At 69.9% G+C, this 17,496-nt stretch carries 17 protein-coding genes; 3 read left to right on the forward strand and 14 right to left on the reverse strand.

What is annotated here, in order from left to right:
• The first annotated feature begins 261 nt into the window (after positions 1-261).
• The gene (locus FHX60_RS22905) at positions 262-903 is read left to right on the forward strand and encodes an OmpW/AlkL family protein (protein ID WP_183284729.1); all 642 of its coding nucleotides are present in this window, start codon (positions 262-264) and stop codon (positions 901-903) included.
• Between the two features lie 73 nt (positions 904-976).
• Here the strand turns inward: FHX60_RS22905 and FHX60_RS22910 are convergent, their stop codons facing one another.
• Positions 977-2,455, reverse strand: a complete 1,479-nt coding sequence (locus tag FHX60_RS22910) for an AMP nucleosidase (RefSeq protein ID WP_165835186.1) — start codon at positions 2,453-2,455, stop codon at positions 977-979.
• A 196-nt stretch (positions 2,456-2,651) separates the two neighbouring features.
• Between FHX60_RS22910 and FHX60_RS22915 the strand changes: the two genes are divergently transcribed.
• Positions 2,652-3,041: a GNAT family N-acetyltransferase gene (locus FHX60_RS22915; protein ID WP_116342266.1), complete on the forward strand. Its 390-nt coding sequence runs from the start codon at positions 2,652-2,654 to the stop codon at positions 3,039-3,041.
• Between the two features lie 23 nt (positions 3,042-3,064).
• On the opposite strand, the gene FHX60_RS22920 is transcribed toward FHX60_RS22915, so the two are convergent.
• The 5 genes from FHX60_RS22920 to FHX60_RS22940 all read right to left on the reverse strand — a co-directional run bounded on the left by FHX60_RS22920 (position 3,065) and on the right by FHX60_RS22940 (position 7,869).
• Positions 3,065-3,814, reverse strand: coding sequence for an NADPH-dependent F420 reductase (locus tag FHX60_RS22920; protein WP_183284730.1), 750 nt, complete (start codon positions 3,812-3,814; stop codon positions 3,065-3,067).
• Positions 3,815-3,900: 86 nt separating this feature from the next.
• Complete coding sequence (locus FHX60_RS22925) at positions 3,901-4,950, reverse strand: MBL fold metallo-hydrolase (RefSeq protein WP_183284731.1); 1,050 nt, start codon at positions 4,948-4,950, stop codon at positions 3,901-3,903.
• A 186-nt stretch (positions 4,951-5,136) separates the two neighbouring features.
• Complete coding sequence (locus FHX60_RS22930; RefSeq protein WP_092314822.1) at positions 5,137-6,102, reverse strand: Bug family tripartite tricarboxylate transporter substrate binding protein; 966 nt, start codon at positions 6,100-6,102, stop codon at positions 5,137-5,139.
• 41 nt (positions 6,103-6,143) lie between these two features.
• Positions 6,144-6,497 carry an AtuA-related protein gene (locus tag FHX60_RS22935; protein WP_112776261.1) on the reverse strand — a complete coding sequence of 118 codons (354 nt, stop codon included), beginning with the start codon at positions 6,495-6,497 and terminating at the stop codon, positions 6,144-6,146.
• A 10-nt stretch (positions 6,498-6,507) separates the two neighbouring features.
• Positions 6,508-7,869, reverse strand: a complete 1,362-nt coding sequence (locus tag FHX60_RS22940) for an acyclic terpene utilization AtuA family protein (RefSeq protein WP_183284732.1) — start codon at positions 7,867-7,869, stop codon at positions 6,508-6,510.
• A gap of 124 nt (positions 7,870-7,993) precedes the next feature.
• Between FHX60_RS22940 and FHX60_RS22945 the strand changes: the two genes are divergently transcribed.
• Positions 7,994-8,899, forward strand: a complete 906-nt coding sequence (locus FHX60_RS22945; protein WP_112776259.1) for a LysR family transcriptional regulator — start codon at positions 7,994-7,996, stop codon at positions 8,897-8,899.
• A 78-nt stretch (positions 8,900-8,977) separates the two neighbouring features.
• On the opposite strand, the gene FHX60_RS22950 is transcribed toward FHX60_RS22945, so the two are convergent.
• From FHX60_RS22950 to FHX60_RS22985, 8 genes are all read right to left on the reverse strand, one after another.
• On the reverse strand, positions 8,978-9,769 hold the full coding sequence (locus FHX60_RS22950) for an SDR family oxidoreductase (RefSeq protein ID WP_183284733.1): 792 nt from the start codon (positions 9,767-9,769) through the stop codon (positions 8,978-8,980).
• 47 nt (positions 9,770-9,816) lie between these two features.
• The gene (locus FHX60_RS22955; RefSeq protein ID WP_183284734.1) at positions 9,817-10,953 is read right to left on the reverse strand and encodes an ABC transporter substrate-binding protein; all 1,137 of its coding nucleotides are present in this window, start codon (positions 10,951-10,953) and stop codon (positions 9,817-9,819) included.
• Positions 10,954-11,222: 269 nt separating this feature from the next.
• Complete coding sequence (locus FHX60_RS22960) at positions 11,223-11,735, reverse strand: DUF1269 domain-containing protein (protein WP_092314833.1); 513 nt, start codon at positions 11,733-11,735, stop codon at positions 11,223-11,225.
• A 228-nt stretch (positions 11,736-11,963) separates the two neighbouring features.
• A complete protein-coding gene (locus FHX60_RS22965; RefSeq protein WP_092314835.1) occupies positions 11,964-13,394 on the reverse strand; it encodes an acetate kinase in 1,431 nt (476 codons plus the stop codon).
• Positions 13,395-13,469: 75 nt separating this feature from the next.
• A complete protein-coding gene (locus tag FHX60_RS22970) occupies positions 13,470-14,366 on the reverse strand; it encodes a flagellin (protein ID WP_183284735.1) in 897 nt (298 codons plus the stop codon).
• 10 nt (positions 14,367-14,376) lie between these two features.
• The gene (locus FHX60_RS22975) at positions 14,377-15,075 is read right to left on the reverse strand and encodes a C39 family peptidase (RefSeq protein ID WP_112776255.1); all 699 of its coding nucleotides are present in this window, start codon (positions 15,073-15,075) and stop codon (positions 14,377-14,379) included.
• Entirely contained in the window at positions 15,075-15,509 is a 435-nt protein-coding gene (locus FHX60_RS22980; RefSeq protein ID WP_092314841.1) for a hypothetical protein, read from the reverse strand. Before FHX60_RS22980 ends, FHX60_RS22975 begins: the two co-directional genes overlap by 1 nt.
• A gap of 181 nt (positions 15,510-15,690) precedes the next feature.
• On the reverse strand, positions 15,691-17,292 hold the full coding sequence (locus FHX60_RS22985) for a hypothetical protein (RefSeq protein ID WP_112776254.1): 1,602 nt from the start codon (positions 17,290-17,292) through the stop codon (positions 15,691-15,693).
• Positions 17,293-17,496: the final 204 nt, after the last annotated feature.

Raw genomic sequence — 17,496 nt, forward strand, 5'->3', positions numbered from 1 at the left:
ACGACATGCCTGGTGCGGATCCGCACACGCGTGGCGCGTGCTGGGATCTTTCGCACAGCGTAAGCGGCAGCATCGGGCCGCGCTACGAATCATTTCGCATGTGGTTAGAAGCGATGTCCGAGGACGCGGCGGTCGTGCCAGCGTTGTAGCGCGATCGCGACGCCGCGCGCACCATTTGGTTCCGCTTGTTTTGTGTCAAGGCTCCCGCCGGCCCGCTCGGCCACACTGGGCGCGGCTTCGATAACAAACCAAGCAGACCTCATGAAAACACTGTCTCTTCGCACCGCCACCTGTTCGGCCATCGCCGCCTGCGCCATGCTTGGCGCCTTCGCCACGCCCGCGGCCGCCGCGGACGACGCCCAGGGCAACTGGATGGTGCGGCTGCGCGGCACCTACCTCGACATGGCCCACAGCTCGGATCCTGTCGGCGGCGTCGGCCGGTCGGACCGCATCACGGTCAACAACAAGTGGATCCCCGAACTCGACGTCACCTACTTCTTCACGCCGAACTTTGCCGCCGAACTGGTGCTGACGGTGCCGCAGAAGCAGAACGTCTACCTCGACGGCAACAAGATCGGCACCTTCAAGCACCTGCCGCCGACGCTGCTGATGCAGTACCACCTCATTCCCAACGGCACCTTCCGCCCGTATATCGGCGCAGGCCTGAACTTCACGCGCATCTGGGGCGAGAACCTCGCCAACGGCTCGCTGCAGCTCGATAGCTGGAGCGTGGGCCCGGCGCTGCAGATCGGCATGGACTACAAGCTGACCAGGAACTGGTTCCTGAACGCCGACATCAAGAAGATCTGGCTGGCGAGCGACGTGAAGGCGGGCGACGTCAAGGTGTCCAAGGTTAGCCTGCATCCGTGGCTGTTCAGCTTCGGGGTGGGGTATCGCTTCTGATCCCGCCACGCAATGCGAAAGGCCGGCGCCCATCGGGCGCCGGCCTTTCGCATTCCAGGGGGCCAGCAGACCGCTACCGGAACGCCGGCTCGTCAAAGCTGCGCAGCTTGCGCGAATGCAGCTGTTCGACGCCGTTCTCGCGCAGGATGCGGATCGCTTCCAGACCGATCGTCATATGCTGGCTGACGCGCTGGCGATAGAACGCGTTGGCCATGCCGCGCAGCTTGAGCTCGCCATGCAGCGGCTTGTCCGAGACGCACAGCAGGGTGCCATACGGCACGCGCAGGCGGAAGCCGTTGGCGGCCACCGCCGCGCTCTCCATGTCGATGGCGATCGCGCGCGACTGGTTGAAGCGCGCGTACAGCGACTTGGACTTCAGTTCCCAGTTGCGATCGTCTGTCGATACCACCGTGCCGGTGCGCATGCGCGTCTTCATCTCGTTGCCGGACAGCCCGGTCACGCGCGCCACGGCTTCCTGCAGCGCCACCTGGATCTCGGCGATGGGCGGCACCGGCACCCACGGCGGCAGGTCGTGGTCGAGCACGTGGTCGTCGCGCACATAGGCGTGCGCCAGCACGTAGTCGCCGAGCTGCTGCGAGCGGCGCAGGCCGCCGCAGTGGCCCACCATCAGCCAGCAGTGCGGCCGCAGCACGGCGAGGTGGTCGGTCATGGTCTTGGCGTTGGACGGCCCCACGCCGATATTGACCAGCGTCACGCCCAGCTTGTCGCCGCGCACCAGGTGGTAGGCCGGCATCTGCGGCAGCACGCGTGGGCGCGTGGCGTCGTCGGGTTCGGGCGCGCCCAGGTCCTGCACCACGTCGCCGGGCTCGACGAAGCGGGTGTAGCCGCCGCCGTCGCCGTCGCCCATCAGCGCGCGCCCCAGCGCGACGAATTCGTCGACATAGCGCTGGTAGTTGGTGAACAGCACAAAGCGCTGGAAGTGCTGCGGCGCCGTGCCGGTGTAGTGGTAGAGCCGCTGCAGCGCCAGGTCCACGCGCTCGGCGGGAAACAGCGACAGCGGCCAGGCTTCGCCCGGCACCGGCTCATAGGTGCCGTTGGCAATGCCGTCGTCGATGCGGTTCAGCTCCGGCAGCACGAACGAGGCTTCCAGCTCGCGCGCCTGGGTGTAGCTGATGTCGGTGGTCGAGGCCTCGATCACGAACGGCAGCGGGATCGGGCGCCGGCTCAGACCCACCACCACCGGCACGCGGTGATAGCGCATCAGCCGCTCGATCTGGTCGCGGTAGTAATCGGCCAGCAGGTCGGGGCGCGTCACGGTGGTGCCATAGACGCCGGGATACGCCACCGTGCCCCAGGACGGCCGGCTGTCGGTGACCATGGTCTCGATGTTGACCGAGATGCCCAGGTACGGATAGCACGCGTGCGCGGCCGAGGGCAGCGGCTTGCCGCCGGCGAAGGCATCGAAGCGCGCGCGCACGGCGCCGACCGATGCATCGTAGATCTCGCGGATGCGGGCAACCGCCGCATCCGCGTCGCTGAACTCGGCGAGCTGGTCGGCCGGATGCGCGGAGGAGAAAACGGGGGCGTTCATGGAGGCGATGATACCGCGCCGGCGCGTTGCCGTGAGCGACTCTCCGGTGCGCCAGGCGCCAAATTGACGCGCCCGCGCACGCTCGCTACACTCCGCCAATTGCGCAGCACGGCTTGCCGTGCCGTTCTCGACTCGCGGCGCCCCTGGTGGCAAGGGGCGGCGAGGGGCCGTACATGCTTTGCTGGGAGAGCCGCCAATGGAAATCCGTAACCTGTTGCCCGACGACCTCGAGGCAGCCAGACAACTACTGATCGCCAATGGCTGGGCTCACCGGGTCGGCGGGCCCGAGAAATTCGCGCGGCTGGTGGCCAATTCGCAGCGCGTGGCCGTGGCGGTTGAAAAAGGCGAGGTGATCGGCTTCGCCCGCGCGCTGTGCGACGACGTCTGCGATGGCTTCCTGTCGATGGTGGTGGTCGCGCCCGGGCACCGCCGGCACGGCATCGGCCGCGCCCTGGTGCGGCATATCGTCGGCAGCGACCCCGATATCAGCTGGATGCTGCGCGCGGCGCGCTCGTCCGAAGCGGCCTTCTTCGGCCAGCTCGGCTTTACGCCCTCGATGGTCGCGATGGAGCGGCGCCGGCCCTGAGCCGCCCGCTTTGATCCCAAGCGTCAGCGTTCCCCCATCTTCCGCCGGAATTCCTCGGCCGTACCCACCTGCCGGAACAGCGGCCCGCCCGGCGCAAAGCGATCGGCACTGGCCAGCGGCCCCACTACCACCGGTTCGAATCCCGCATCGCGCACCAGTTGCGCGGCCACCTGCAGCGCGGCCGGGTCATCGCCCGCGATCGGCACCGCCACCAGCCCGCCGGGCCGGTGATGCTCGCTGGCAAACTGCGCCGCCCCCATGAAGTTGAAGGCACGCACCACGCGCGCGCCGCGCAGGTAGCGCGCAGTGGTGAGGCCGATGCCATCGCGGCGCGCCTCGTCGGCGATGGGGCCGTCGCGGTGTGCATAGGCGTTGGTGGCATCGAGCACGATCTTGCCTTGCCAGGCGCCGGCATGGTCGCGGCTGAGTTGCGGCAGCGCGCCATAGGGCGTGGCCAGGAACAGCACGTCCGAGAACGCAATGGCCTCGGCCACGGTGCCGGCGCGCGCGAGCGTACCCAGTTCTTCGACCAGCGGCTTGAGCGCCTCCGGGTAGCGCGACGAGAACAGGACCGGATGCCCGGCCTTGACCCACAAGCCGCCGACGGTGCCCCCGATGCGGCCCGAGCCGATCACGCCGATGCGCTGCGCCGCGGCCTCGCGGGCCGGCGCCGGGCCGGGCTGGGCGCGCACGGCGCGCGCCAGGGGTGCGGCCAGCAACAGGGCCGCGGCGCCGGCGCGCAGCCAGCGGCGGCGGGTCACATTGGCAGGCATGGCAAGTCCTCCGGCAGACCGGGCCGACGCATCCGGTACGCGCGGCGGCCCTGGGATGACTCTAGGCGAAAAGCCGCCGTCCGTGGCTAGCGGTCGGCGCGTATCGGGCCATATTCGGCCGGCACCCACGCGTAGCCGGCGGTATCGCGGCGCACATGGCCCAGCCCCGGGAACGGCATATGCGCGCCGCCCACCCACAGCCGGCCCCTGGCGGCCTGTTCCAGGATGCGCTTGCGCGTGATCACGGCCTGGTGGCTGTCGACGTCGAATTCGATCGCCACCTGCGGCCGGCGCAGCTGCAGCGCGTGGTTGTGCACGATGTCGCCCCACAGCAGCAGGCTGTCGTTGCCCGAGGTGAACAGGTAGCCGCTGTGCCCCGGGGTATGCCCGTTGGCCTGCACCACGCGCACGCCGGGAACGGGCTCGCCGCCCGCGCCGCCGTTGAAGGTGCGCAGGCGCTGCGCCGCCTGGTACGGCGCGATCGCGGCACGCGCCATGGCGAACAGGCCCTGGGCCTCCTTCGGCGCCGCGGCGGCGTTGGCATCGCTCAGCCAGTAGTCGAGGTCGGCCTTGTCGACATAGACCGTGGCGTTCGGGAACGCGGCCTTGCCGTCGCTGGCCAGGCCGCAGGCATGGTCGCCATGCAGGTGCGTCAGCAGCACGGTATCGACCTGCTCGGGCGCGTAGCCCGCGGCGCGCAGGTTCTCGCCGATGCGTCCCAGCGTCGGCCCGAAGCAGCCCGCCGCACCGGTGTCGACCAGCACCAGCCGGCTGCCGGTATGGATCAGGTAGGCGTTGACCGCGGTCTGCATGCCCGGCGTCGAGGCCACGAACATCCGCGCCAGCAGGCTCTGCACTTCGCGCGCGCTGGTGTACTTGAAGAGCTTCGGGTCCAGGTCGATGTAGCCGTCATAGAGCGCGGTGACTTCCAGCTGGCCGATCATCATGCGGTAGTAGCCCGGCACCTGGGTCTTCTGCTGCGCCGGCGGTGTGGCGGTCTGCGCGCTGGCCACGCCCGCGGCCAGCACGGCGCCGCCCATGGCAATGGCGATGGCGGCACGCGACAGGGCCCGGCGCAAGGTCGGGCGCGGGTGTCGGCGGAAGGTGGCATGGCGCACCATGGACTGCAGCTTCATATCCTGATCCTGTTCTGGTTGGTGTTGTCGAGGAGCAGGCCGGCGCCGCAAGGGCGCGCGGCCAGCGCATATCTTAGCCGCGCCTTGCCCGACAAGGCCGCAAGGGTCAAAGCGTACCTACTTCTGCGTAAAAAACGGGGCCATGTGGCCCCGTTTTCCATGCATGGGAGCTTGCGCTGCCCTGTTTTACTCTGGCTGGATATTCGCCGCCTTGATGATGCGGCCCCACTTGCCGGACTCCTGCGACTGGAACTTCGCCAGTTCCGCGGGCGTGCTGGTGAAGACTTCCGTACCGGTCGACTTGTAGAAGCCGGCGGCGCTCTCGCTGCGCGCGGCCTTCACCATCATGGCGTTGAGTTTGGCCACCACCGGCTGCGGCGTCCCCGCGGGCGCGTAGGCGGCGAACCAGTAGCTCATCTCGTAGCCCTTGACGCCGGCCTCATCGATGGTCGGCACTTCCGGCGCCAGCGGCGAGCGGGCCTTGCCCGACACGCCCAGCGCGCGCAGCTTGCCGCTCTTGACCTGCGGCAGGCCGGTGGCGGTGTCGGTGATCATCATCTGGATCTGGTTGCCGAGCAGGTCGGTGATGGCGAGCGGGTTGCTCTTGTACGGCACGTGCAGCAGCTGCACCTGCGCCATCTGCTGGAACAGCTCGCCGGCAACGCGCGACGACGAGCTGCCGCTGCCGAAGCTGAGCTTGCCCGGCTGCTGCCGTGCCAGCGCGATGAACTCGCCAACGGTCTTGGCCGGCACCTGCGGGTTCACCACCATGATCTGGCCGCCGCGCCCCAGCGCCGTGATGGGTGTGTAGTCCTTGACCGGGTCGTAGGGCAGCTTCTTGAACAGGTGTTCGTTGGCCGCATGCGTGGTGTTGGTGCTGATCAGCACGGTATAGCCGTCCGGCGCCGCCTTGGCCACGTCCGACGCGGCGATAAAGCCGTTGGCGCCGGGCTTGTTGTCGACCACCACGGTGACCTTGCTGTCCACCGTGATGGCCTGGCCGATGGCGCGCGCGAGCTGGTCGGTGGCGCTGCCCGCGGCAAACGGCACCACGAAGCGGATCGGCTTGTCGGGAAACTCGGCCCAGGCCTGGCCCGCGGGCAGGATCAGTGCGAGCGCGGCAACGGCCAGCGGCTTGAAGAACGGATGCATGAAGGTCTCCTGTCGAAATCGTTATCGTTGAAGGCAAGGGTTCAGGGCTGCTCCGACGCCCCCGGCGCGAGCCGGGGCGGCAGCGGGATCTCGAGCTGCAGCAGGCGGAACGACAGCGCCTTGCCGTGGGTGTCGAGATTGAGCGCATCGTTGACGCCGCCATCGAGCACGCCGTCGAGGACGAAGTTCATCGCGTGCAGGGACGGCACCAGGTAGCGCGTGACCGCCGCGGGCCGGCGCTCGCGAAACAGCGCGCGCACCGCGTCCTCGGTCACGTGCGCGACCAGGTGGTCGAAGTCGCGCGGGTCATAGGCGATCACGCTGATGTTGGAACGGTCGCCCTTGTCGCCGGTGCGGCCATGGGCGAACTGGTAGAGCGCGGCGGTAGCGGGCATGGCGGGCTCCTCAGTCGATAAAGGTGCAGGCAGGCGTGACCGCGGCGCGCGGCACCAGGCACGACACCGCGTTCAGCCGTGCGCGCTGCGCCGTGCGCACGCCGCCGCCGCCGGCAGGGCCGCAGGTATAGAGCGCGTTGACCTCGCGCTGCAGCGCCTGCGCCACGGCCAGGTCGTCATGCGCCAGCGCGGCACGCAGGCGCACGTCCTGCGCCTGCGCCTCGTGCGGCTGGGGCTGCGCGAGCATGGCGCCGGCATCGTCGGCGAGCACGCTGAGCACGCCGATCAGGTCGAAGCGCAGCGGCGCGTCGTGGCCCAGCAGCCGCATGCGCCGGCGCAGGATGTCGGCGGCCAGCCGCGCGCGCGCCGCGGCGTTGGGGCCGGCGTAGGAAATCTCGCCCTCGGCCAGCCAGCCGCCGTGGCTGAACACATTGGCCTTGAGCTGCGCCGGGCGCGGGTGGCCGCGCACATTGCGCACGGCAACGCGGTCCGGGCCCACCTGCGCCACGGTAACGGCGCCGATGTCGGCCACCACGTCCGGCGTCAGGTAGGCGCAGGGGTCGTGCACCTCGTACAGCAGCTGCTCCTTGACCGTGCGCAGGTCCACGCAGCCACCGGTATCGGCGGCCTTGAAGATCTCGATGCCGCCGCCGGCGTCGAGCTGCGCGATCGGGAAGCCCAGCGCGTGCACCTCCGGCACCTCCTTGCGGCCCGGATCGGCAAAGTAGCCGCCGGTGACCTGCGCCCCGCATTCGAGCAGGTGCCCGGCCATGGTCGCGGCGGCAAGCCGGTCCCAGTCATCCCAGGCCCAGCCGAAGTGCGCCATCGCCGGCCCCACTGCCAGGGCCGGGTCCGCCACGCGCCCGCACACCACCACCTGGGCACCGGCGGCGAGCGCGTCGGCAATGCCTTGCGCGCCGATATAGGCATTGGCGCAGACAAAGCGCTCGGCGTCGAACGCCTCGCCCAGAATGCCGTGCAGCCGCGCGCGCCCGGCCGCGTCGGAGAGGTCGTCGCCCTCCACCACCGCCACCCGCGGCGCGGCCAGGCCCAGTTGCTGCGCCAGCTGCCGCACGCGCTGCGCCGCCGCGCGCGGATTGGCCGCGCCGAAATTGCCGACGATGGGAATGCGGTGTTGCAGGCACAGGCCCAGGACCGGAGCCAGCAGCGCATCGAGCAGCGGCTCGTAGCCCTGCGCGGGATCATTGCGCCGCGCCAGTTGCGCCAGCGCCAGCGTGCGCTCGGCCAGGGTCTCGAAGATCAGCGCGGCCGGCTGCGCCTCGGCGATCAGCGTGCGCACCACCGGCAGCGCGGCATCGGTACGGTCGCCGGAGAAGCCGGCGCCGGAGCCGATCAGCAAGGGAGCAGTCATGGTCGGGATAGAAGTCGGAAACCAGGGTCGGGCAGGTCGGTTCCATTCTAGGGTCAGCGGGTCCAGCCAAAAAACGGATTATTTGGATTAATCTATCGACTTCCTGGATAGATCCGCTGGCGCCATGAACCTGTCGGTCAAGCACCTGCGCGCCTTCGTGGCGCTGGCTACCTACCGCAATTTCACGCGCGCGGCGCGTGCCTGCCACCTGTCGCAGTCGGCCTTCAGCGCGCTGGTGCAGACGCTGGAAGAGCAGGCCGGCAGCCGGCTGTTCGAACGCACCACGCGGCACGTGGAACTGAGCAGCGACGGCGTGCGCTTCGAGCAGACCGCGCGCCGGCTGCTGGCGGACTTCGAGACCGCGTTCGAAGACCTGCGCGCGCACGCGGAGCGGCGCAAGGGGCGGGTGTCGATCGCGGCGCTGCCCTCGCTCGCCGGGGGGGACCTGCCGCCGCTGCTGGCGCAGTTTCGCGCGCGTTATCCGGGCATCGTGCTGGAACTGTTCGACCAGCTTGCCGATGGCTGCATCGAGCTGGTGCGGCAGGGCCGCGCCGACTTCGCGCTGGCGCCCGCGCCGGCGCAGGACGACGACCTGCGCGTCGAGCCGCTGGTGCGCGACACCTTCCACCTGGTGTGCCCGGCGGACCATGCGCTGGCGCGCAAGCGGCGCATCACGCCGGAGATGCTGGCGGGGCTGCCGTTCATCCAGCTGTCGCGCACGACCAGCGTGCGCCAGCACCTGGATGCCGCGCTGCATCCGTTGCGGCTGGCCAGCGTGATGGAGGTGGAGCACCTCGCGACCGTGGCGGCACTGGTGCAGGCAGGCCTGGGCATCAGCGCGGTGCCGTCGCTGGCGCTGTTCCAGTTCCGGCGCGAAGGACTGGCGATCCGGCCCCTGCAGCTGCCCTCGCTGGTGCGCGATATCTGCCTGGTGCGGCTCAGGGACCGCGGTGATTCGGCCGCGGCCGCCGCGATGATCGAGGCCCTGCAGGCGTTCTACCGCGGTGGCAAGGCGCCCGCGCGGCGCTGAATCGCGCGCGCGACCGGCACGCAGAATTGGGTACGCTCTGGCGCGCAAGCGGCGCGCGATGCGCCAGAAGTGACCGGGTCAGAAGTGCCCGAGATAGCCGCCGTCGACCGCCAGCACCTGCCCCGTGACATACGACGCCGCCGGCGATGCCAGGAACACCACCGCGCCGGCCACCTCCTGCGGCTGGCCCCAGCGGCCCAGCGAGGTGCGCTGGCGCAGCCACTCGGCCACGCTTTCGTCCTCGACCATGGGCTGGTTCGGCTCGGTGGCGAAGTAGCCGGGAGCGATCGCATTGACGGTGACGCCGTGGCGGCCCAGGTCGGCGGCCATGGCGCGCGTGAGCGCGTCCAGTGCGCCCTTGGTGGCGGGATAGAGCACGTCGCCGGCGCGCGCCACCTGGCCCGCGATCGAGCTGACATTGACGATGCGCCCGTAGCCGCCCTGGCGCATGCGCTGCGCGGCCAGCCGGCACAGCGCGTAGGGCGCCACCAGGTTGGTCTCGAGCATGGCGCGCAGGTCGCCGGCATCGAGCTGCGCCATATTGCTGCGGTTGCGCGCGCCGGCATTGTTCACCAGGATGTCGAGCCGGCCGTGGTCGGCATCGATGCGCTCGAAGGCCGCCGCCACGGCGCTCTCGTCGGTGATGTCGAGCACCAGCGCCTCGGCGCTGCCGCCGCGCGCCGTCAGCGTGGCAACGGCCTCGTGCACGCGCGGCGCATTGCGGGCCACCACCAGCACGTGCGCACCGGCATCGGCCAGCCCGGCGGCGATCGCCAGGCCCAGGCCCTGCGCGCCGCCGGTCACCAGCGCCACGCGGCCATGCAGCGCGAACGGGGTTCGGGAATCGGGGGAGGGGATAGGAGTCGCCATGCCGGCGACTATACCGCAGCGGCCGGCTCCGGGCCCGTCGCCGCGCGCTAGCGGATCAGCTTGCCGGTGGACGACACGATCGACATTTCCACGAACGACGAGCCGGTGTGGCGCGCCACGCTGTAGCTGATCAGGATGCCGCCGAGGTCATAGTCGCGCATGCCCTCCAGCGCCGTGACCAGCCGCTCGCGGGTCAGGTCGGGGCCGGCGCGGCGCAGGCCTTCGACCAGCACTTTGGCCGACATGAAGCCCTCCATGCCGGCGTTGGAGGGCTCCACGCCCTGCTGCTTCGCCAGGCTGCGGTATTCGCTGGCCAGCGTCATCTGGCTGGAGTTGGTGCCCGGCACCACCTGCGTGATGATCAGGCCGCGCGCGTCGTCGCCGAGTTCGCGGATAAAGGCATCGGCGGCATTGTTGGACAGCGTGACGAACTGCGCCTCGCTGCCGGCGCGGCGCAGTTCGCGGATCACGCGCGCCGCCTCGGAGCCGGAGCCGATCACCAGCACCGCCTGCGGGTTGGCCTTGTGCATGGCCGCGACGCCCTGGCTGATGTCGCCCATGGGCCGGGAGAAATTGACCATGGCCGCGGGCTGCACACCGCGCGCCTGCAGCGCGCCGTTGTAGCCTTCCAGCACATCCTTGCCGAAGCCGTCGTTGGCGTAGAAGATGCCGATGCGGCTCATGCCCGACGTCGCCAGGTGGTTGATCGCGCGCGCCACTTCATCCTGGTACTTGGCGCGCACGTTGAACACGTAGCGGTTCACCGGCCGGTGCAGCGTGATGGCGCCGGTCAGCGGCGCGATCAGCGGTACCTTCTGCGCGGCGATGATGGGCAGGATGCTTTCGTTCTGCGGCGTGCCGCGCACCATGAACAGCGCGAACACCTTGTCTTCGTCGAGCAGCTTGCGCACGTTGTCGGGCGTGCGCTTGGCATCGAAGCCGTCATCGTAGGTGACCAGCTCGATGCGCCGGCCGGCGACGCCGCCGCTGGCATTGACCGTGCGCAGGTACACCTGCGCGCCGGCGATCTGCTCCTTGACCGAGCCCGCCACCGGCCCGGTGACGCCGGCCGACTGGCCGATGCGGATGAGGTTGCGGGTCACGCCCGGTTCCGCCTGGGCAGTGTGCGCGGCCCACCCCAGCGTGACGGCCAGCACGCCGCACGCGATCCATTTCGCCTTCATTGTCTCGACCCCTCCGCCTGGACGGCTGCTTTCGTTATTTTGTGGCGACGCCGCGGACAAGGCCCGCGCGCCGTCACGCAAGGTACCGCATGCGTCCGACGTGGGCAAACCGGGAAAACAGGGGGTGTTGCAGCGGCATCACACCGGAACCGGGGGCGGTTCCGGTGCGGGCCGGGGCGCGCGGCAGGTGGCGCGCCGGAGCGCGCCGCGCAGGCGCGCGCAGAGAGACATGCGGCGCCGCGAGGCGCCGGCCGGCGGCAGGCGCCGGATCAGGGGAATGCCGGTATCGCCGGATCGACGCCGGCGAAGCTGGCTTCCGGGTGCGCGTTGCGCAGCAGGGTTTCGACTTCTTCGACGCGGGAGCGCGGCACGTCGACCATCAGCAGGATCTTGCCCGCCTCGATGTCTTTCTCGAACGCGCGCAGCCGGCTGTTGGGCGCCGAGCTGCCGATCATGCTTGCGGCCCAGGCCCCGAACACCGCGCCCAGCACCGCCAGCACGCCGACCAGCCCCCATTGCGGGGTGTCGCTGACGATGGGGAACATCGCCACCACCACGCCGGCCACCACGCCCACGCCGCCGCCGACCATCAGGCCCATCTCGGCCGCGTGGACGATGTCGGAGGTCTGGAACAGGTTGGCTTCATGCAGGCCGGTCATGTCGGCGCCGTCGCGCGCCACGAAGTGGATGTGGCGGTTCTCGACGCGGGCCAGCAGCAGGTCGTCCATGGTGCGTCGGGCACTCTCCAAGTCGGGCAACAACCAGAAGATGCGTTTGCGCATGTCTCTCTCCTTGTTCAGGCCGCACCACCGGTGAGGTTGAGGCTGGTCGGAAAGTACCGCTGGCGGCGCGGGGTTATTTCTTTGTACGCCGTTCATGGGGCCAGCGCAAGGCGCGTTTCGGCGCTGGCGCACGGTGCCCGCGGATGTGACGCGCACGCGTGTCCCGCCCGGGCGGGGCACGCGTCACGTCTGCCTAATGCGCCGCAGGGAAGGCGCCGTGCCGATGCGTCAGAAAGTGATCGGCAGGCGCACATTGACCTGCAGGTCGGGCGTGTCGCGCGTCAGCCCCGCGCCCACTGACAGGTTGAGCGTATAGCGGTTGTTGAAGCGGTACGAATACCCCACCAGCAAGGTGCCCTGCGTCACCCGCACCGAGCCGGGCACGGTCTGGCCGTTCTGCTTGGTCGGCCAGATGATGGCCTGGTCGTAGCCGATACTGAACGACGCCTTCTCGTTGAGCGACAGCCCCATGCCGAAGCTGAACTCGAAGATGTCCCCCGGCGCGATCTTGCCCAGGTTTTCCTTCTCGCCGTTCAGCACGGTGCGGCTGACGTTGTCGCGCGCAAAGTTGTGCAGGTAGCTGAAGGTGCCGAAGAACACCGCCGGATCGGTCGGCAGCAGCCAGGTGATGCCGGGCTGGATCGCGTGGAAGCCGGTGCCGGTGGGCAGCCCCAGCGGCAGGCCGGTGCCGGTGGCATTGCCCACGCAGCGCGTCACGCAATCGGTTACCACTTCGAACGGGTCCTTGCCGGTGTTGGACTTGTAGCGCAGCCAGCCGACGAAATACGGAATCCGCTCATTGCCGTAGTTGAGCTGGTAGCGCACCGTCGCCTCGACATCGCCCATGCCCTTGCCGCTGGAATTGAACACGTTGTCGACGGCGGTGCCGGTGAACACCTCGCGGCTGATGGTCGAGCCCGAGGTCTGCACGTACGGCACCTTGGCCTCGATCTCGAGCCGCTTGGTGACGCCGTAGCGCAGCGCGATCGATTCGATATAGGTCGAGGTCTTGACTTCGCGCACGTCGATCAGCCCGATCAGGATCGCCGGGATGATCGAGTAGCCGACCAGCGCGACACGGTTGTTCGACGAATAACCGTACTGGAAGCCCGGCTCGACCACGAACTTGCCCTCGCCGGTCAGCACCCCGGGCTGGTCGATCAGCGGTGCCACCTCGGGCGGGCGCTGGTCGCTCTCGGGCGGACGGCCCACGGGCTCTTCCATGGCCACCGTCTGCGGGCTGGCGGACTCGCCCTGCTGCGCCCCGGGCTGCGGTCCCTGGGCGATAACTTGTTGTGGACCGTTGGCCAGAGCCGGCGCACTCTGCGTGGCACTGGCGGCCGCTGCCGCGGTGGCGGCATTGGTGGCGTTGTCGGCCGGCATCACGCCGGGCCCGGTGCGCTGCCCGCCGCGCTTGGCGGCCAGCACCTCGGTGCCGATCACGCTGCGCAGTTCGCGGATCACTGCCTCCTGCTCGGCCAGCGCCCGCTTCATGGCATCGAGCTGGCTGGCCTGGTCGGCGAGTTCCCTCTGCAGTGATTCCAGTCCGGCCGCGGGTGGCCCCGCCTCCGGCGGCGTCTGGGCCTGCGCCAGTCCGCCGAGCAACAGCAACGTCGAGCATCCCGCATTGCGGATGCCCTGCATCGACCGCTTCTTCATCACGTCTTCCTCCCCCGGACGGCAGGCTGTTTTGCAGGAGCCTGCGACCTGTACTGCCCGCTACCTCGCTAACGGCTATCTCATGCTCGCGGCCCGCAGCAGCGCATTGTTTAGCGCCGTGTTGGCCAGTTGCGACCGGAAGGCCTGCAGCGTATTGACGCTTGCGTCGATTGTCATCAGGCTCCGGATGCTCTGGTTGTTCAGGGTGTTCTGGATCACGGTCACCGGCGTACCCGCCAGTGCCCCCACCGATGCGGCATTGCCCGGGCCGTTCTGGATCACGTTCAGCAGCCCGTTGGTCACGACCTGGCCCGTGGCGGTACTCGCGACCGTGGTCGGCAGGCCCGCCGCAGCGGCTGTGCTGGCGCTGGCAGAGGTACCACCATTGGCCGCTGCCGTAGCCGCGCCGCCCGCCTGCGCGCCACCCGAAGCCGAAGCCGATGCCGCCGCGCCGGCGCCATTGGCGTTCATCGCCGCGGCGGCGTCGGCCGTGACCGGATTGCCCGCCAGGGCGTTGGCCACCGCGGCATTGGTGCTGGCCACAATGGCTGGCCCCAGCGTCGCGGCGAGCCGCGCGGCCTGGTCCGCAGTGATGCGGCTGACGTCTGGGATGTTAATGCTGGTAGCGACCACCAGGTCGCCGTTGATGTACACCGCGCGTTCGATACCGAACGAAACCTGCAGCCCGGGCATCTCGAAGCCGCCACGCATGTCGTCGAGCTTTTCATGGGCGACCGGCTTCCAGCCGGCCATGCTGCCGCGCGCGGCAGCCACAGGGTGGGAGTCGCCGCGCTCGCGCGCGGCCATGGCTGCGTGCGCCGGCGGCGCCGCGGCATCGGCCGCGCCGGGCTGCGGCGGCATGCCGGCGTGTGCCGTGCCGGCGTACGCCAGGCCGGCGCCCAGCACCATCGCCGCGGCGACCGAGGCAGCGCTGCGTGGCACGGCCGGGGCCGGCAAGGAAATCTGCAACATGATGCGTTCCTCAAAAATCTCCGGCGCCATGGCGGGGCATCACCGTGAAGAACAGGTTGTCCCGGTTGACGCCCATCCAGTAAGGACCGCTGGGCGCGACGCGCCAGTCCGCGGCGACATTGAAGCGCGCCCGCTCGGTGCGGTTGTGGATCACGAACAGCAGCTGGCTGTCCCAGATGCGCTCGAACTGTTCGCGCGACATCGCGCGCGTGCCGCGCGCCGGATCACCGACCAGCACGCGGTTGCCCTTCACGCCCTTGACCACCACGAAATGGTGGTAGCCGTTCTCGACGATCAGCACGATCGCCGGCACCTGGGTTTCTTCCAGCTTCGACAGCGGCAGCTCGAAGCCATCCGCCTCATAGCCCAGCGCGGCCAGGAAGCGCTTCATGTCCAGCAGCGAGAAGCCCTCGGCGCGGATCTTCTGCTGGTCGCCGTTGAGGTACATGTTCTGGAACACGGTGGCCTCGTTGATCGGATGGCCGTACTGGTATGTCAGCAGCGTCGCCACCGCGGCCGAGCCGCAGCTGAAGTCGAACTGCTGGCGGATGGTGGACTTGAAGCGCGCCTCGCGGATGCTGGTGACCCTGACGCTGTAGGGTTCGCCGACCGGGCCGTACATCGCGGCGTCGGCCGCCTGCGCGCACGGCACGTGCGCCGTGGCCAACAGCCACGGCACGCACGCCAGCAGGATTCGCAGCGGCTTCATCATTTGAACTGGACGTTGACGATGGTGGCGTTCTGGATCAGCACGTTCGATCCCGAGTTCTGGATCGCGGTGGGAATCCCCGCCGCATTCGAGAACGCGCCTTCCGTGATGTGGTTGGTGCCTGACAAGGTGTTGACCGCGGCGTTGTCGGCCACGGTGCCGTGCAGGCGCATATCGTTGACGGTGACTTCCGCACCGCCGCGGACATCATCCAGCCGCGACACGGGCACGGCCCTGGCCGCGCCGGCGAACAGCGCGGCCGGCGTTGGTGCCGGCGCGGTTTCGGCTGCCGCCGCCGCGGTGGGCGCGGCAGCGTCCGCGCGCGCCGCGGCCATGGCGGCCTCCAGCCCTGGCGGCTCCGCGTGGGCCGGCAATGCTGGCCAGGCGAGTAATGCCGCGGCACAAGTGCCGACGGCGAAGCGGACCGGTTGCATGGTGTTCCCCCCCTGCCGATGCGCCGACTCTCTCCACTCGGCTGCATGGCAATTTGGCTTGCGTAGGCATGACAGGGCCCGGGCGCCCGCACACAGGATGCGGGCGCCGGTCCTGCCGGCATGACTGCGAAACCGCCGGCCGGTCCCGGGACTTGCGCGGGATCCGGCCGCGTTGCGCGTCTTACCTGCCGCCCACGTTGAGGTTGGCCTGCACGTTCACGCTTTGCTGCACCAGCGAGGCCACGCCGCTGTTCTGGCTGGCCATCATGATGCCCGCCGCCGTCTGACCAACGCTGGTCATGGTGTTGGACATGTTGAAGGTGCCTGCGTCGACCAGGTTGTAGCCGCCGTTGCCGCCGGTACCGCCGGCGCCGCCGTTCCCCACGCCACCCATGCCACCGGTACCGCCAGTGGCCGCGCCGCCGCTGCCGCCGTTGCCGCCGTTGCCGCCGTCGCCGCCGTCACCGGCGGTGGCGCTGCCGTTCGAGGCCATGGACGTGGCCGCGCCCGAGGTCGCCGCCGCGCCCGCGCCGCCGGCACCGCCGGTGCTGCTCTGCGCGCCGCCGGCACCGCCGGTCGCCGTGCCCGTGCCAGCCGTCGCGGTCGAGCTCGCGCCGCTGGAGCCGCCCGCGCCGCCCGTGCCGCTGCCGGCGCCGCCGGTCGCGACCGCGCTGGAGCTGCCGGAAGCGCCCGCACCGCCGGTGGCACCCGCGCCGCCGCCCGTGCCCGTGCCCGCGCCGGCCGTGTTGGTACCGGCTGCCCCGGACCCGCCACCGGCGCCGCCGGCACCACCAGCGTCCGCGCCGCGGCCGTTGGCATCGCCGCCGCTGCCGCCCGCGCCGCCGGCCGAACCGGCCAGGCCGCCGAGGGCACCGCTGGCACCCAGGCCGCCGCCGCCGATCGCGCCTGCGCCGCCGCCACGGCCACCCGCGCCGAGCGAGGCGCTCAGGGCACCGCCGCCGGTGCCGGTGGCGCTGCCACCGCTGCCACCCTGGCTGCCCGCGGCGCTGAGCGCGCTGCCGCCCTTGCCATAGGCGCTGCCACCATCGCCGCCCCAGCCGATCGCGGCGCCACCGTCGCCACCGTCGCCGCCCACGGCCCTGCCGGTGGTGGCATCGCCGGCGCGCGCACCGCCGTTGTAGGCGAAGGCCTTGGCGCCCACCGCACCGACCGCGCCGGCAGCACCGTTGCCGCCCACGCCGCCCGCACCGGTACCGCCGTTGCCGCCGGTGCCGCCCTTGCCGCCGTAGCCGACGCCGCCGTTGGCATTGCCGGTGTTCCTGGCCACGTTGCCGATGTTGGCGACCGTGTTGCCGGTGACCTGGCCGCTAAGCTTGCTGACCGCGATCGCCTTGCTGGTGTTGAAGGAATTGGCGATGCTCGACGAGGCATTGCCCGCGTTGGCGGCGGCATTGCCCAGCCCGCCCTGGTCCAGCGTCAGGCGGGTGCGGTTGTCGGAGTTGGTCTTGCTCTTGTTGTTGGAGTTGGTGCGGTTGTTGGAGTCATTGGTCGACTTGTCGACCGCAACCGTCGCGGTGCGGTTGTTGGAGTTGGTCTGCGACTTGTCGACGTCGATGGTGGTGGTGCGGGTGCTGGTGCTGTGATCGGAGTTGTCCTGGTTGGACGTCGAGTTCTCATTGGCCAGGGACCCGGCGCCGCTTTGGGTTGAATTGGCGGTGGCGGTCTGATGGTTCCAGCCATCCGTGTTGGTATTGGTCGGGTTACCCCACGCCGAACCAGCAAAGGCGAGGGCAATCGCCGACGCCAGCATTGTCTTGTTCATACGAAGCTCCCAGGAGGATTTCACAGTCACAGCGGCTCAGCTCCTGGCCGGCACTCATCGACGAGCGCGCGGCCGGAGGTTCAGGTCAGGCTTGCTGCCAAACCAGCCTGCCCTGCGCATAATCGGTGCCAGCTTCGTCACCCGCGGCGGCAAGTCCTTGTATTACAAGGGCCACCTCCGGTCCGGGCACGGCTCTGGCCGATG

Origin of the sequence: Cupriavidus alkaliphilus (assembly GCF_014191175.1) — a bacterium.
GTDB classification, from domain to species: Bacteria; Pseudomonadota; Gammaproteobacteria; order Burkholderiales; family Burkholderiaceae; genus Cupriavidus; species Cupriavidus alkaliphilus.

What these genes read in the sequence shown, in the direction of transcription:
- FHX60_RS22910 (WP_165835186.1), bottom strand. Translation starts at nt 2,455, where the DNA reads ATGAACGCCCCCGTTTTCTCCTCCGCGCATCCGGCCGACCAGCTCGCC.
- FHX60_RS22965 (WP_092314835.1), bottom strand. Translation starts at nt 13,394, where the DNA reads ATGAAGAAGCGGTCGATGCAGGGCATCCGCAATGCGGGATGCTCGACG.
- FHX60_RS22940 (WP_183284732.1), bottom strand. Translation starts at nt 7,869, where the DNA reads ATGACTGCTCCCTTGCTGATCGGCTCCGGCGCCGGCTTCTCCGGCGAC.
- FHX60_RS22950 (WP_183284733.1), bottom strand. Translation starts at nt 9,769, where the DNA reads ATGGCGACTCCTATCCCCTCCCCCGATTCCCGAACCCCGTTCGCGCTG.
- FHX60_RS22955 (WP_183284734.1), bottom strand. Translation starts at nt 10,953, where the DNA reads ATGAAGGCGAAATGGATCGCGTGCGGCGTGCTGGCCGTCACGCTGGGG.
- FHX60_RS22925 (WP_183284731.1), bottom strand. Translation starts at nt 4,950, where the DNA reads ATGAAGCTGCAGTCCATGGTGCGCCATGCCACCTTCCGCCGACACCCG.
- FHX60_RS22930 (WP_092314822.1), bottom strand. Translation starts at nt 6,102, where the DNA reads ATGCATCCGTTCTTCAAGCCGCTGGCCGTTGCCGCGCTCGCACTGATC.
- FHX60_RS22975 (WP_112776255.1), bottom strand. Translation starts at nt 15,075, where the DNA reads ATGAAGCCGCTGCGAATCCTGCTGGCGTGCGTGCCGTGGCTGTTGGCC.
- FHX60_RS22920 (WP_183284730.1), bottom strand. Translation starts at nt 3,814, where the DNA reads ATGCCTGCCAATGTGACCCGCCGCCGCTGGCTGCGCGCCGGCGCCGCG.
- FHX60_RS22980 (WP_092314841.1), bottom strand. Translation starts at nt 15,509, where the DNA reads ATGCAACCGGTCCGCTTCGCCGTCGGCACTTGTGCCGCGGCATTACTC.
- FHX60_RS22935 (WP_112776261.1), bottom strand. Translation starts at nt 6,497, where the DNA reads ATGCCCGCTACCGCCGCGCTCTACCAGTTCGCCCATGGCCGCACCGGC.
- FHX60_RS22970 (WP_183284735.1), bottom strand. Translation starts at nt 14,366, where the DNA reads ATGTTGCAGATTTCCTTGCCGGCCCCGGCCGTGCCACGCAGCGCTGCC.
- FHX60_RS22960 (WP_092314833.1), bottom strand. Translation starts at nt 11,735, where the DNA reads ATGCGCAAACGCATCTTCTGGTTGTTGCCCGACTTGGAGAGTGCCCGA.
- FHX60_RS22985 (WP_112776254.1), bottom strand. Translation starts at nt 17,292, where the DNA reads ATGAACAAGACAATGCTGGCGTCGGCGATTGCCCTCGCCTTTGCTGGT.
- FHX60_RS22945 (WP_112776259.1), top strand. Translation starts at nt 7,994, where the DNA reads ATGAACCTGTCGGTCAAGCACCTGCGCGCCTTCGTGGCGCTGGCTACC.
- FHX60_RS22915 (WP_116342266.1), top strand. Translation starts at nt 2,652, where the DNA reads ATGGAAATCCGTAACCTGTTGCCCGACGACCTCGAGGCAGCCAGACAA.
- FHX60_RS22905 (WP_183284729.1), top strand. Translation starts at nt 262, where the DNA reads ATGAAAACACTGTCTCTTCGCACCGCCACCTGTTCGGCCATCGCCGCC.